The 12595-nt window shown below is 71.4% G+C and carries 13 protein-coding genes; 7 read left to right on the top strand and 6 right to left on the bottom strand.

Annotated features, from left to right (window positions below):
* Position 1: 1 nt before the first annotated feature.
* The 4 genes from JI745_RS16180 to JI745_RS16170 form a co-directional block, all read right to left on the bottom strand.
* The gene (locus tag JI745_RS16180) at positions 2-970 is read right to left on the bottom strand and encodes an SDR family oxidoreductase (protein ID WP_310738660.1); all 969 of its coding nucleotides are present in this window, start codon (positions 968-970) and stop codon (positions 2-4) included.
* Complete coding sequence (locus JI745_RS26435; protein WP_236675017.1) at positions 967-1212, bottom strand: hypothetical protein; 246 nt, start codon at positions 1210-1212, stop codon at positions 967-969. Before JI745_RS26435 ends, JI745_RS16180 begins: the two co-directional genes overlap by 4 nt.
* A 145-nt stretch (positions 1213-1357) precedes the next feature.
* Positions 1358-2716 carry a serine hydrolase gene (locus JI745_RS16175; RefSeq protein WP_201808993.1) on the bottom strand — a complete coding sequence of 453 codons (1359 nt, stop codon included), beginning with the start codon at positions 2714-2716 and terminating at the stop codon, positions 1358-1360.
* Between the two features lie 116 nt (positions 2717-2832).
* Positions 2833-3912: a helix-turn-helix domain-containing protein gene (locus tag JI745_RS16170; RefSeq protein WP_201808982.1), complete on the bottom strand. Its 1080-nt coding sequence runs from the start codon at positions 3910-3912 to the stop codon at positions 2833-2835.
* 88 nt (positions 3913-4000) lie between these two features.
* Between JI745_RS16170 and JI745_RS16165 the strand changes: the two genes are divergently transcribed.
* Positions 4001-4570, top strand: a complete 570-nt coding sequence (locus tag JI745_RS16165) for a YceI family protein (protein ID WP_201808980.1) — start codon at positions 4001-4003, stop codon at positions 4568-4570.
* A 95-nt stretch (positions 4571-4665) separates the two neighbouring features.
* On the opposite strand, the gene JI745_RS16160 is transcribed toward JI745_RS16165, so the two are convergent.
* A complete protein-coding gene (locus JI745_RS16160; protein ID WP_201808978.1) occupies positions 4666-5631 on the bottom strand; it encodes a DMT family transporter in 966 nt (321 codons plus the stop codon).
* Positions 5632-5716: 85 nt separating this feature from the next.
* Between JI745_RS16160 and JI745_RS16155 the strand changes: the two genes are divergently transcribed.
* Together JI745_RS16155 and JI745_RS16150 are read left to right on the top strand one after the other, a co-directional pair.
* Positions 5717-6589: a LysR family transcriptional regulator gene (locus JI745_RS16155; RefSeq protein WP_201808975.1), complete on the top strand. Its 873-nt coding sequence runs from the start codon at positions 5717-5719 to the stop codon at positions 6587-6589.
* Between the two features lie 116 nt (positions 6590-6705).
* Positions 6706-6972, top strand: coding sequence for a hypothetical protein (locus JI745_RS16150; protein WP_201808961.1), 267 nt, complete (start codon positions 6706-6708; stop codon positions 6970-6972).
* Positions 6973-6995: 23 nt separating this feature from the next.
* Here the strand turns inward: JI745_RS16150 and JI745_RS16145 are convergent, their stop codons facing one another.
* The gene (locus tag JI745_RS16145; protein WP_201808958.1) at positions 6996-7670 is read right to left on the bottom strand and encodes a winged helix-turn-helix transcriptional regulator; all 675 of its coding nucleotides are present in this window, start codon (positions 7668-7670) and stop codon (positions 6996-6998) included.
* Positions 7671-7775: 105 nt separating this feature from the next.
* Between JI745_RS16145 and JI745_RS16140 the strand changes: the two genes are divergently transcribed.
* The 4 genes from JI745_RS16140 (at position 7776) to JI745_RS16125 (ending at position 12571) form a co-directional block, all read left to right on the top strand.
* A complete protein-coding gene (locus JI745_RS16140) occupies positions 7776-8219 on the top strand; it encodes a VOC family protein (RefSeq protein WP_201808955.1) in 444 nt (147 codons plus the stop codon).
* 15 nt (positions 8220-8234) lie between these two features.
* Complete coding sequence (locus JI745_RS16135) at positions 8235-9686, top strand: DHA2 family efflux MFS transporter permease subunit (RefSeq protein WP_201808953.1); 1452 nt, start codon at positions 8235-8237, stop codon at positions 9684-9686.
* A 249-nt stretch (positions 9687-9935) separates the two neighbouring features.
* On the top strand, positions 9936-12062 hold the full coding sequence (locus tag JI745_RS16130) for a TonB-dependent siderophore receptor (RefSeq protein WP_201808941.1): 2127 nt from the start codon (positions 9936-9938) through the stop codon (positions 12060-12062).
* Positions 12050-12571, top strand: a complete 522-nt coding sequence (locus JI745_RS16125) for a sigma-70 family RNA polymerase sigma factor (RefSeq protein ID WP_201808938.1) — start codon at positions 12050-12052, stop codon at positions 12569-12571. Before JI745_RS16130 ends, JI745_RS16125 begins: the two co-directional genes overlap by 13 nt.
* The last annotated feature ends 24 nt before the right edge of the window (positions 12572-12595 follow it).

Raw genomic sequence — 12595 nt, 5'->3', positions numbered from 1 at the left:
CTCAGCGCGGCCGGCGCGCCGCCTGCAGGCCCAGCCACACCGCGCCGCCCACGGCAGCCCAGAGCCACCACCTGGGCGACTCGGCGCCCTGCCGGTAGCCGCCGTCGATGGCGTTGCCGAGCGAGGGTGCGTAGAGGTTGCCGTCGCTGCGCGGCGCGGGCTCGGCCTGCTTGAGGTAGCGCTCCACCACCTTCGCGCCGACCCAGCCCGACAGCGCCGGCGACACCGCGTGCCCCATGCGCAGGGCCGTGGCGGCCGTGCCCACCGTCACCGACGGCCGTGGCTCGCGTGCCAGCGAGACGATGGCCTCGGCCGCGAGCCGCGGGTCGTACAGCGGCGGCGCCGGCTTGAGGCGGCGGCCTGTGTAGTTCGCGGCGTGCGCCATGCCGGGGGTGTCCATGAAGGCCGGGTAGACGTCGCACACGTGGATGTCGGGCCAGCCCGACATCTCGCCGCGCAACGCCTCGCTGAAGCCGCGCAGGCCGAACTTGCTGGCCGAGTACGCGGCTGCATAAGGCACCGCCGCCCAGGCGCCGACCGAGATCATGTTGATCAGCACGCCACGCTGGCGCGCCACGAAGTGCCGCAACACCGCATGCGCACCGTGGAAGTGGCCGAGCAGGTTGGCATCGATCACGCGCCGGTGCGCCTCGATCGGCGTTTCGGTGAACGAGCCGACCGCCCCGACACCGACGTTGCTGACCCACACGTCGATGCCGCTGAAGCGCTCGACTGCGGCCGCTGCGAGGGCGCGCACCTGCTCGGCCTGGGTCACGTCGGTCGGCACGACGAGCGCCTGCGCATTGCGGGCGCGGCACTGTTCGGCCACGTCCTCCAGCGCCGCCTGGTTGCGCGCAGCCAGCACCAGGTGCGCGCCAGCGTCGGCAAAGGCCAGCGCCGTGGCGCGGCCGATGCCACTGCTGGCGCCGGTCAGGACGACGACGCGGCCGCGCAGGTCGCGCGGCTTCACTGGCTCGCAGCCGAGGCCGCGGGCGACGGCGTGGTCGGGCTCATGCTGCCCGGGGTGCCCGTCGAGCTGGTGTCGCCCGGGGTCGTGGTGCCGCCACCCGGGGTGGTGGACGTGCCGCCCGGCGCGGTGCTCGTGCCCGGGCCGGCGCCGGTGGCCGGCATGTCGTCGCGCTTGTTGCAGCCGGCGAGGGTCAGGCCGGCCGCGGCCAGCAGAGCGCAGGTGAGTGTGGTGAGGCGTGTCATCGGTTCTCCTTCAGGGTTGTTTCGACTAGAGCGCTTTCCGGCAACGGTAGGTTTTGCCGAAAAGCGGATCGCGAGGACCTCGCACAGGGATGAAACGAGTCCACGGCCGATGTCGCGGCAAGCGATGTGCCGCGAAAGTGAACGCTCAGCGCGCCGGCAACGAGGCCGGGCCCTCGCCCAGACCCTGGATCACCCCGGCCACGAGCCGGCCCGCCTGCACCCGCCCACCGCCCGCCTCGTGCGTGAGCCCGAAGCGCACGATCACGAGGTGCTGGCTCGGCACGACGATCAGGTACTGGCCGAGGTAGCCATAGCCGAAGTACGCGTCGGCCGGCGCGCCCGGCAGGCCCCAGGGGAAGCCAAGCGGGTGCCGGCTCGTGGCCGCCACGTTGAGCCAGAAGCCCGCGCCGTAGCCGACGTCGAGCGTCTGCGTGGCCGCCTGGCGCGCCCAGTCCGTCGGCAGCAGGCGCTGGCCGCCCGCCTCGCCGTTGTGGAGGTAGAGCAGCCCGAGCTTCGCCCAGTCGCGCGCCGTGCCGTAGAAGTGGCTGGCACCCACCGGCGTGCCGGTGGCGTCGAACTCCATCACCACCGAGCGCATGCCCAGCGGGCCGAAGAGCTCGGTGTGGGCGAAGCGCTGCACATCGGCCGCACTGCCGCCCACCGCATCGCGGATCGCTTTCGACACCCGCTGGTAGCCCGGGTCGCTGTAGTCCCAGCGGGTGCCGGGCGGCACCGCCTGCGGGCGCGACTCGGCGTAAGCGGCCATGTCGGGCTCGAGCGACCACATGCGTGTCGCGTCGTCGAAGCCGGTGTAGCCACGGAAGGGCGCCTTGCCCTCGGTCATGCGCAGCAGCGGGTCGAGCGGCGTCGGGTCGAGCCGGCCCTTCCACGCGAGGATGCCCACCATCGCGTGCGTGGCCGACTTGCTGATGGAGTGGGCGTGCCAGGGGGTGTGCATCGTCACGTCGGGCGCATAACGCTCGGCGACGACACGCCCACGGTGCACGACGACCACCGCCTTGGTGGCCTGCCACGATGGGTCGAAGGCCGCATCGACCGCTGCCTTCAGCACCGGGCTAGCCGCCGCCACCGGCTGCGGGCCGGCGATCTCGGGCAGCAGCACGGCCACGGGGTCCGGCACGAACGGGCTGGCTGGCGGGATGCGGCCGTGATCGATCAGGCAGCCCATGCCATCGCGGTAGACGGAACGGCTGGGGTACGCGCCATAGACCCGGGTGCGCACCTCGCGCCGCTCGCGGTCGAGCTCGTAGTGCAGGCCCCAGTCGACCATCCACATGCCGCCTTGCGGGCGCATCTCCTCGCGGTAGGCCTGGTCGATGTCGCGGCCCGACACGAAGACCGCCGAACACAGCGTCTGGCTGACGCCGGCCGTGGCCACCTTGAGGCCGTGGCCGGGCGACAGGGTCGTGCAACCGGCCAAGGCACCGAAGGCCGCCCCGGCGGCCAGCAGCCCGCCGAGCCGCCAAGAGAAGGTCGTGGTCATGAAAGCTCCTGTGGATGTGGAGCCCTCAGGATGCGAAGCGACGCGTCAGCGGTCTCGCCGATGCCGGAATCGGCTGGTCGATTCCTGGAATCGACCAGCGAAACGGCGAAAAAGCCTCAGGCGGCGCCGGTCTGGCCCGCCTTGCGGAATTCCGTGGGGGTCTGGCCGGTCTCGGCCTTGAAGGCGCGGTTGAACGGGCCGAGCGACTGGAAGCCGGCGTCCATCGCCAGCGTCAGCACCGGCACGGTCGCCTGGGCCGGGTCGGCGAGCGCTGCTTTCACCTCGTCGACCCGGTAACGGTTGAGGAAGGCGTTGAAGTTGCGGTACCCCAGGCGCTGGTTGATCGCCCGGCGCAGCCGGTACTCCGGGACGGCCAGCCGCTGGGCGAGTGCGGCGATGGTCAGCCCTTCTTCGCGGTACACGCGCTCGGCCTGCATCAGTGATTCGAGCCGGCCGACGAGGGCCGCCTCGGCCGGGTCGTCGGGCTTGTCGTCCCCCCGCGGCTGCGGCAGCCGGGCCTCGGCGACCGTGCCGGTGAAAACGTCGTCGGCCACCCGGAGGATGCGCCCCGCCGCCACCACCGCGATGGCCGAAAGCGCCAGCAGATCGAGCTGGCCGCGCCAGACCTCGCCGGCGGTGCCCGGCAGCAGCCGCAGCCCCATGTTGACGAGCGTGTAGGCGCCCCCCGCCCCGACGATGAAGACCCGCAGGCGGCGCCGCCGCTCCACCAGGTCGGCCCCCCAGGACGCCAGCGACTGCACGATCGCCAGGCCCGCAAAGCCCAGCGTGGCCAGCGCCACCGCCAGGTCGATCGCCGGCCGTGCCGGCACGAACCGGTAGGCCAGCGCGAGCACCGCCATGGCCGCCCACGCCAGCGCGTGCGCCGGCCGCAGGCGGAACTCGTCATCGAACACCGAGCGCGAGAAGAGCCAGAACACCACCGCGTTGCCGGTCGACAGCACCGCCAGCGGCGCGCGCACCGCGACGGGCCAAGCCATGAAACCGGCGCTCGACTGCAGCGCATAGGCGGCGACGCCGACGCACAGGGCAGCGCCCAGGCCGAGCGCCGTGCGCACCCGGCCCGGCGGCAGGCCGGCGCAGCGGCCGGCGAGCAGCGCCGCGACGAACACCATCAGCGTCACCAGGCCGATGCGCAGCACGAAGTCGAGCGTGTGAAGAGGCGTCTGGGTGTCCATGCCGGAAGGGCCGAATCCGGAAAACGGCGGGCGCATCGTAGCCGGCCATGGCACGATCGCCGCCTCCTGGTCCACTGCCCAGCCATCGATGAAACCCCTTGCCCTGATCAGCACCTTGGCCCTGGCCTGCGCTGCCCACGCCGCCCCGGCCACCTACACCGTCGACCCGACGCACACCTTCCCGAGCTTCGAGGCCGACCACATGGGCATGTCGATGTGGCGCGGCAAGATCAACAGGAACGCCGGCACCATCACGCTCGACAAGGCCGCCGGCACGGGCAGCGTCGACATCACGATGGACATGGCCAGCATCGACTTCGGCCTCGACATCATGAACAGCAAGGCCCGCGAGCCCGACCTGTTCGACACCGCCAAGTACCCGCAGGCGCGCTACAAGGGCCGGCTCGAAGGCTTCCAGAACGGCGCGCCCTCGCGCGTGGTGGGCGAGCTCACACTGCACGGCGTGACCCGGCCGGTCACGCTCACCATCAACACCTTCAAGTGCATGCCGCACCCGATGTTCAAGCGCGACTGGTGCGGCGCCGACGCCTCGGCCACGATCAACCGTGCCGACTTCGGCATTGATGCGGGCAAGGACTGGGGCTTCAAGATGGACGTCGGCCTGCGGATCCAGGTCGAGGCGGTGCAAGCGGAGTGATGACTACCCCTCGTCCGTCGAGTACGCCGGACGATCCCCCGAGGGGATGCGGGCCGGCTTGGGGCGGCCCGGCGCTCGGCCCGCCGGAGGGATGACTACCCCTCGTCCGTCGAGTACGCCGGACGATCCCCCGAGGGGATGCGGGCCGGCTTGGGGCGGCCCGGCGCTCGGCCCGCCGGCTCGCGCTTGAGGCTCAGGAGCGCCAGCGCCATCAAGCCAGCACCGGCCAGCTGCACGCCGCTCAAGGCACGGCCATACACCGCCCAGTCGACGACGATGGCCGCGAGCGGGTAGACGAACTGCAGCACCGCGATGCGGTGTGTCGGCAGCAGCGCCATGCCGGCGTACAGCACCACGTAAGCCAGCCCCGTGTGCAGCACGCCCAGGCCGGCCAGCCAGGCCCAGGCAGCCGGCGTGGCGGGCCAGCCGTGCAGCAGCGGCCAAGCGGCGAGCAGCAGCGTGCCGACCAGGCACTGCCACCACGCCATCGCGAACGAGCTCACCTCGCGCGCGGCCTTCGCGATCAGGGTGACCAGCGCGTAGCTGAGCGATCCCCCGAGGCACATCAGCAGGCCCGCGCTGTAGGCCTGCGCATCGGCCGGCCAGGCTTCGTCGAGCAGGCCGGACGCGAGGGCCAGCCCCACCAGCGCGAGCAGCACCGCGCCCCACTGCCGGCCCGTCACCGGCTGGCGCCACCACCACGCGCCCAGCACCAGCACCCACAGCGGCTGCACGTGGAACACGACCGTCGCCACGCCGATCGAGGTGCGCGGAATGGCGGCGAAGAAGAGCGCCCAGCTGGCAATCATCAACAGCGCCGCCGCCACCGCCCAGCCCCACGCACGCCATCGCAGGCGCAGCTCGCTGGAGCGCCGCACCGCCAGGCCCCACAGCGTCAGGGCCAGCAGACCGAAGGCGCAGCGGCACCACACGGTGGTGAGCGGGTGGGCGCCGGCCTCTTCGACGAACACCCCGAGCGTGCCCAGCAGCAGGCCACCGGCCACCATCAGGCTGGCGCCGCGGTTGGTGCTCCGTGAGGTGCTGCTGGCTTGCGGTGACATGCCGTCACTGTCGCGAGGCGGCACCCTCCCGTAAAGCGCATAGTTCTGACGCTTACCATTCGCTTTTCGAATGGAGGGACTCGCGATGGCCTCAAGCGACCTGCAGCTCGACTGGCTGCGCGCCTTCGTGGCGGTGGTGGACGCCGGCTCGCTCACGGCCGCGGCGCCCCTGGTGCACCGCTCCCAGTCGGCGCTGAGCATGCAGATCAAGAAGCTCGAAGACGCCATCGGCCGCCCGGTGCTGAGCCGCGGCCCGCGCCTGCTCGAGCTCACGGCCAGCGGCCACGAGCTGCTCGGCCATGCGCGCCGCCTGCTCGCCCTGCACGACGAAGCGGTGGCCGCCCTGCGCGGCCCGGCGCTCACCGGCCGGGTGACGCTCGGCGTGCCCGACGACTACGCCGTGGCCTACCTGGCGCCGGTCCTGCGCAGCTTCGCGGCACGCCATGCCGGCGTGGAGCTCACGCTGGTGTGCGAGCAGTCCACCCTGCTGATCCCCAAGCTGCAGCGCGGCGAGCTCGACCTCGCCGTGGTCACCCGCGACCGGCCGCAGCGCGGCACGCTGCTCTTCCATGAGCCGCTGGTGTGGGTGGGCGCGGCGCAGCACGAGGCGTGGCGACGCGAGCCGCTGCCCGTCGCCGTCTACGAGCCCGGCAGCCATGCACGCCGTGCCGCGCTGGCGGCCTTGTCGGCCCAGGGCCGCCGGCACCGCATCGTCTACAACAGCTCCAGCCTGCCCGGCCACGTGGCCGCGGTGGAAAGCGGCCTGGCCGTCGCGGTGCTCACCCGTTGCAGCGTGCCGCCGGGCCTGCAGATCCTGGGCGAACGGCACGGCCTGCCGCCCTTGCCGGCGATGGCGGTGGCGGCGCTGCGCAGCAAGGCCTCGGCGGGTTCGCCTGCGGCGCAGGCCCTGCACGAGCAGCTGATCGCCACGCTGCGGCGGCCGGACGGCACCCAATGATGCAGCGCCGCAAATCCGCCGGCTGGTGACGGTCGGACGGCGGGTTGTCCTACAGGCAAGCGCCGCCGGCTTTGCCACCATGGCACCAACGTTGTCACTCACACACGGAGTACCGAATGTCCCTCGCCACCGCACAGCCCTACGGCCGCCACCCCGCCGGCGCCCATCACGGCCTCACCCGCCATGAAGTCCTGCGCGACGCGCTGCTCGACACCGTCGACCTGCTGCAACGCCGCCGCGCCGACCTCGTCGACGAGACCTTCATCGACAACTACGTGGCGCTGGGCTGGCTCGAATGGCATGGCGGCCAGCTGCGCGTGAGCGCGCTCGGCAGCACCATCTGCCAGCAGATGGCCGAACGGCTGGCGCCCCTCGATTCCTGACCCAGAGACAGGACCGAGGCCGCTCAGGCCTCGATCGTCGAGGCGGCCGGCTCGGGCAATGGAAACAGCGTGACGAAGCGCCTGACCAGGGGCTTGTCGCCCTCGACCACCAGCTCCCCCGCCTTCACCACGTCGGTGAGCTTGCGTTCACCGTAGATCACCGACGCCAGCGCTGCCGTGGAGCCTGAGACGAGCGCCTCGGGCGCCGCGGCTTCGCCACGCGCCACCACCAGGCTGCCCTGCGACAGGGTGGCGTGGAAGCGCTCCTCCCCCAGCTGAAAACCGACCGTGCCCCCGAGTTCGCCCGCGCGCTCGGCGCTGAACATCGCCTGCAGCGATTGCATCAACGAGCTCGTCGACACCGGCAACCCCTGCGCGAGCAGCGGTGAGCGCGCGCCCCAGCGCCCGAGTGCCAGGAGGATGGGCGCCAGCTCGCGCCCCCAGTCGGTGAGCTCGTAGACCGAGGTGGCAGCCGGCGGCAGCAGGCGGCGCCGGCGCAGCACCGAGGCCTGTTCCAGCTCCTCGAGCCGCAGTGTCAGCACGTTGGGGCTGATGCCGGGCAGGCCGGCGCGCAGGTCGGTGAAGCGCTTCGCGCCGAACACCAGCTCCCGCACGATCAGCAAGGCCCAGCGCTCACCGATCAGGTCGAGGGCGTGGGCGGCGGCGCACCCGTCTTCATAACTGCGCTTGAAGCTCATGCTGCCAGTCTACCGTCAAATCCTGACTTGCAACTTGTCAGTTGTTTTTCAGGAGTAATCTGCCTAGACTGGCCTGCCACCCCTCCCACTTCCAGGAGCATGACCATGAGCACCCCCACCATCGACGCCTACTTGAACTTCGACGGCAATTGCGCCGAAGCGATGCGCTTCTACGAGAAGACGCTCGGCGCCAAGCTGGAAATGATGATGACCTTCGCCGAATCGCCCGACCCGGCGATGTGCCCGCCGGCCGGCTCGCCGCCCGAGGTCGGCAAGCGCATCCTGCACGCCTCGCTGCTGATCGGCACGCAGCGGCTGATGGCGTCCGACACCTTCCCCGGCCAGCCCTACGAGGGCCAGAAGGGCGTGGGCCTGGCGATCACCTACCCGACGGTGGACGAAGCCCGCAAGGTGTTCGACGCCTTCGCCACCGGCGGCCGCGTCGACATGCCGCTCGCCCCCACCTTCTGGGCCGAGGCCTTCGGCTCGGTGGTCGACCGCTTCGGCACCTGCTGGCTGGTCAACGGCGGCCCCAAGGAAATGGGCTGACAGCCGAGCCAGCGCATGACGACCCACACCTTCGACGACAAGAAACGCTGGACGGCGCTCGCGGTGCTCTGCATCGGCGTGCTGATGATCGTGCTCGACACGACCATCGTGAACGTCGCCCTGCCCTCCATCCGCGCCGACCTCGGCTTCACGGAAACGTCCCTCGTGTGGGTGGTCAACGCCTACATGCTGACCTTCGGCGGCTTCCTGCTGCTCGGCGGCCGGCTGGGCGACCTGTACGGCCACCGCCGGCTCTTCCTGCTGGGCATCGTGCTGTTCACGCTCGCCTCGGCGGCCTGCGGCCTGGCGCAGAGCCAGGCGGTGCTGATCGTGGCGCGCGCGGTGCAGGGCGTCGGCGGCGCGGTGGTGTCGGCGGTGTCGCTCTCGCTGATCATGAACCTCTTCACCGAGCCGGCCGACCGCGCCAAGGCGATGGGCGTCTACGGCTTCGTGTGCGCCGGCGGCGGCAGCGTGGGCGTGCTGCTGGGCGGCCTGCTCACCAGCAGCTTCAACTGGCACTGGATCTTCCTCGTCAACCTGCCGATCGGCGTGCTGGTCTACGCGCTCAGCGCGAGCCTCTTCCCGAAGGCGCGCGGCCAGGCCCATGGCGAGAAGCTCGACGTAGCCGGCGCCATCACCGTGACGGCGGCGATGCTGCTCGCCGTCTATGCGGTGGTCAACGGCAACCAGGCCGGCTGGATGTCGACGCAGACGCTCGGCCTGCTGGGCGTGGCGGTGGCGCTGCTGGCGGTGTTCGTCGCGATCGAGGCGCGGGTGCAGCACCCGCTGATGCCGCTCAAGCTCTTCCGCTCGCGCAACCTCGCCACCTCCAACGTGGTGGGCGTGCTGTGGGCCGCCGGCATGTTCGCCTGGTTCTTCATCTCGGCGCTGTACCTGCAGCTGGTGCTGAACTACACGCCGATGCAGGTCGGACTGGCCTTCCTGCCGGCCAACGTCATCATGGCCGTCTTCTCGCTCGGCATCTCGGCCAGGCTCGTGATGCGCTTCGGCCTGCGCGCGCCGCTGGGCGTGGGGCTGCTGATGGCCGCGATCGGCCTCGCCCTCTTTGCCCGCGCCCCGGTGAACGGAAACTTCTGGCTCGACGTTCTGCCCGGCATGACGCTGCTGGGCCTGGGCGCCGGCATCGCGTTCAACCCGGTGCTGCTGGCGGCGATGAGCGACGTGTCGCCCGCCGACTCGGGCCTGGCCTCGGGCATCGTCAACACCTCCTTCATGATGGGCGGCGCCCTCGGGCTTGCGGTGCTCGCGAGTCTGGCCGATGCACGGCGCGATGCGCTGCTCGCCGCGGGCGCGGCCCCGCCGGTGGCGCTGAGCGGCGGCTACGGCATCGCCTTCGTCGTCGGCGCGGGCTTCGCCGCGCTGGCCGCCCTGATCGGCGCCGGCCTGCTGCGCACGGCCAGCCCGACCGTGCAGCACCACGACGGGATGGGCTCCGCCGCCGTCTGAGGCGATCAACCCCGGCACCGCAAGGCTCTTGAAGCGAATGAGAATTAATCGCAAATAGAATGCCGCGGTGTCGGGCCCGCCTTGCTGCTGGGGGCCCGGCGTCTCCATCGCCGCACACCGCCAGCCGCGTGCCAGCCGTGCCTTTCTTCTTCACAAGGAACGCTGCACGTGCCAGCCCTGCACCACTCCCGCCCGCGCCCCCACGCCCCGCATCGCCACCTGCGACCCGTCGCCCTGGCTTCCCAGTTGATGCTTCTCGCCCTGCAGGCCGTGCCGGCACAGGCGCAAGGGCAGCCTGAGACGGCCGCGCCGGCGCAGCCTTCCGCCTCCGCGCCCTCGGCCACGCCCCCGGACGCCGCGCTGCCGACCGTCAGGGTCAAGGCCCGGTCCGACACCGCCACCACCGAGGGCACCGGCCAGTACGGCGCACGCGCCGCCACCACGGCCACCAAACTGCCCTTGTCGCTGCGCGAGACGCCGCAGTCGATCAGCGTGGTGTCGCGCACGCTGATGGACGACTTCTCGCTCAACGACGTGAACGACGTGCTCACCAGCGTGACGGGTGTGAACGTGGAGCGCGTCGAGCCCGACCGCACCTACTTCTCGGTGCGCGGCTTCGAGGTGTCGAACTTCCAGATCGACGGCCTGGGCCAGCCGTTTGCCACCGGCGACCAGCTCGGCAACCTCGACACCGCGCACTACGACCGCGTGGAAGTGCTGCGCGGTGCCAACGGCCTGATGTCGTCGACCGGCAACCCGTCGGCCACGGTCAACTTCGTGCGCAAGCGCCCGACGAGCGACTTTCGCGCCGGCGGCGCGCTGAGCCTGGGCTCCTGGGACCGGCGGCGCCTCGACGCCGACCTGTCGGGCTCGCTCAACGCCGACAGCAGCGTGCGGGGCCGCATCGCCGCCGCGGCGGCGGATGGCGACTCCTACCTCGACCGCTATTCGCTGCGCAAGCACCTCTTCTCCGGCATCCTGGAGATCGACCTCGCGCCCGGCACGCTGCTCACGCTCGGCCACTCCGAACAGCACAACCGGCCCAAGAGCGTGATGTGGGGCGCGCTGCCGCTCTTCTACAGCGACGGTTCTCCCACCCGCTACCCCGTCTCGGCCAACCCGGCGCCCGAGTGGACCTACTGGAACACCGACGACAAGCAGACCTTCGGCGAGCTCAGCCAGCGCCTTGGCGGCGGCTGGAAGGCCACCGGCACGGTCACGCACCGGGTGCTGTCGTCCGATGCGGAGCTCCTCTTCGTGACCGGCACGCCCGACCCCGGCGGTGCGACGGGCCTCGGCACCTGGCCCTCGAAGTACGACCACAAGGAATCGCAGTGGATGGCCGACGTACATGCGAGCGGCCCCTTCACGCTTGGCGGCCGCCGGCATGAGCTGGTGCTTGGCCTCAACGTGAGCCAGAGCGACAACCGCCTCAACTCCAGCGACGACGGCGCCGGACCGATCACCGAAGACGAGATGCTCAACGGCAGCATCCCGCGACCGGCCTTCGACCAGGGGCTCACCGGCTACGCCGACTTCCGCAACCGTCGTGCCTCGGTCTATGGCGCGGCGCGGCTCTCGCTCAGCCCGACCTGGAACGTGGTCGCCGGGGCGAATGCCACGCGGGCGACCAGCACCGGCACCCAGTACGGCCTCACGCACGACTACCGCACGACCAAGGCCACGCCGTTCGTCGGCGCCACCTGGGACTTCCACCCCCAGCACTCGCTCTACGCCAGCTACGGTCGCATCTACAACCCGCAACACCAGACCGACGCGTCCGGCCACCTGCTCGGCCCGATCGAAGGCAGCAACGCCGAGCTGGGGGTCAAGGGCGAGTGGCTGGACGGCCACTTGCACGGCAGCGTCGCCGTCTTCCAGGTGCGACAGGACAACACGCCGGAATCCGTGGGCTTCATCAACGGACAGACCCGCTACCGCGGCATCGACGCCCGCTCCACCGGCTTCGAGCTCGACCTCGCCGGTACCGTGCTGCCGGGCTGGGAGCTGAGCGGCGGCTACACCCGGCTGCGCCTCGAAGACCCGGCCGGCAACGCCGTGCGCACCTACGTGCCGCGCCAGACCTTGCGCCTGACCTCGAGCTACCGCGTGCCGGTGCTGCCGGGCCTCAAGCTCGGGGCGAGCGTCAAGTGGCAGAGCGCCTACGAGCGCACCGACGGCACCGTGGTGACGCGGCAGCAGGCCTATGCGCTGCTCGACCTCGCCGCCACCTACGCGGTCACCCGCCAGTTCAGCGTCGTGGCCAAGCTGGAGAACGCCACCGACGAGACCTACCTCAACAGCCTCATGTGGCCGGGCCAGACCTTCTACGGCGCACCGCGCAACGCCACCGTCGCGCTCAAATGGACGTACTGAAAGGCTCTGCGCGCCGGCTCGGCCAGGTGTATGCCGAGCACCGCACGCAGCTGAAACGCGCCGCGCACCACATCGTGGGCGACGCGCACCTGGCCGAAGACCTGGTGCACGACGCCTGCGTGCGCGCGCTGGAGGCCGGCGCGGAAGACGTGGCATTCTTGCAGCCGCTGTCGTATGCGCACCGGGTCGTGCGCAACCTCGCGATCGACCGCTACCGTCGCAACGCGCTCGAAGCCCACCTCTTCGAGCCCGAAGACAGCGGCGCGCTGGTGCCCGCTCCGGCCGCGCACACACCCGAGGCAATGGCCATCGGGCACGAGACGCTCGCCTGCGTGGCACGTGCGCTCGCCGCGCTGCCCGAGCGCGTGCGCCGCGCCTTCGAGCTCTACCGGCTGGAGGGCCGCACGCAGCGCGAGATCGGCGCGGAGCTCGGCCTCTCGGCCGCCACCGTCAACCAGCTGATCCACGAGGCGCTCGACAGCTGCCGCGCCGCCCTGCGCGCCTCCTGATCCCAGGCCCCGGCCTACACTCCC

The sequence above is a fragment of the Piscinibacter sp. HJYY11 genome (assembly GCF_016735515.1).
Classification (GTDB): domain Bacteria; phylum Pseudomonadota; class Gammaproteobacteria; order Burkholderiales; family Burkholderiaceae_C; genus Rhizobacter.
Note: the sequence above shows the minus strand (reverse complement) of the source record. Positions and strands in the feature narration are given on the sequence as shown.

What these genes read in the sequence shown, in the direction of transcription:
- JI745_RS16130 (WP_201808941.1), top strand. Translation starts at nt 9,936, where the DNA reads ATGCTTCTCGCCCTGCAGGCCGTGCCGGCACAGGCGCAAGGGCAGCCT.
- JI745_RS16150 (WP_201808961.1), top strand. Translation starts at nt 6,706, where the DNA reads ATGTCCCTCGCCACCGCACAGCCCTACGGCCGCCACCCCGCCGGCGCC.
- JI745_RS16145 (WP_201808958.1), bottom strand. Translation starts at nt 7,670, where the DNA reads ATGAGCTTCAAGCGCAGTTATGAAGACGGGTGCGCCGCCGCCCACGCC.
- JI745_RS16155 (WP_201808975.1), top strand. Translation starts at nt 5,717, where the DNA reads ATGGCCTCAAGCGACCTGCAGCTCGACTGGCTGCGCGCCTTCGTGGCG.
- JI745_RS16165 (WP_201808980.1), top strand. Translation starts at nt 4,001, where the DNA reads ATGAAACCCCTTGCCCTGATCAGCACCTTGGCCCTGGCCTGCGCTGCC.
- JI745_RS16140 (WP_201808955.1), top strand. Translation starts at nt 7,776, where the DNA reads ATGAGCACCCCCACCATCGACGCCTACTTGAACTTCGACGGCAATTGC.
- JI745_RS26435 (WP_236675017.1), bottom strand. Translation starts at nt 1,212, where the DNA reads ATGACACGCCTCACCACACTCACCTGCGCTCTGCTGGCCGCGGCCGGC.
- JI745_RS16160 (WP_201808978.1), bottom strand. Translation starts at nt 5,631, where the DNA reads ATGTCACCGCAAGCCAGCAGCACCTCACGGAGCACCAACCGCGGCGCC.
- JI745_RS16125 (WP_201808938.1), top strand. Translation starts at nt 12,050, where the DNA reads ATGGACGTACTGAAAGGCTCTGCGCGCCGGCTCGGCCAGGTGTATGCC.
- JI745_RS16170 (WP_201808982.1), bottom strand. Translation starts at nt 3,912, where the DNA reads ATGGACACCCAGACGCCTCTTCACACGCTCGACTTCGTGCTGCGCATC.
- JI745_RS16175 (WP_201808993.1), bottom strand. Translation starts at nt 2,716, where the DNA reads ATGACCACGACCTTCTCTTGGCGGCTCGGCGGGCTGCTGGCCGCCGGG.
- JI745_RS16135 (WP_201808953.1), top strand. Translation starts at nt 8,235, where the DNA reads ATGACGACCCACACCTTCGACGACAAGAAACGCTGGACGGCGCTCGCG.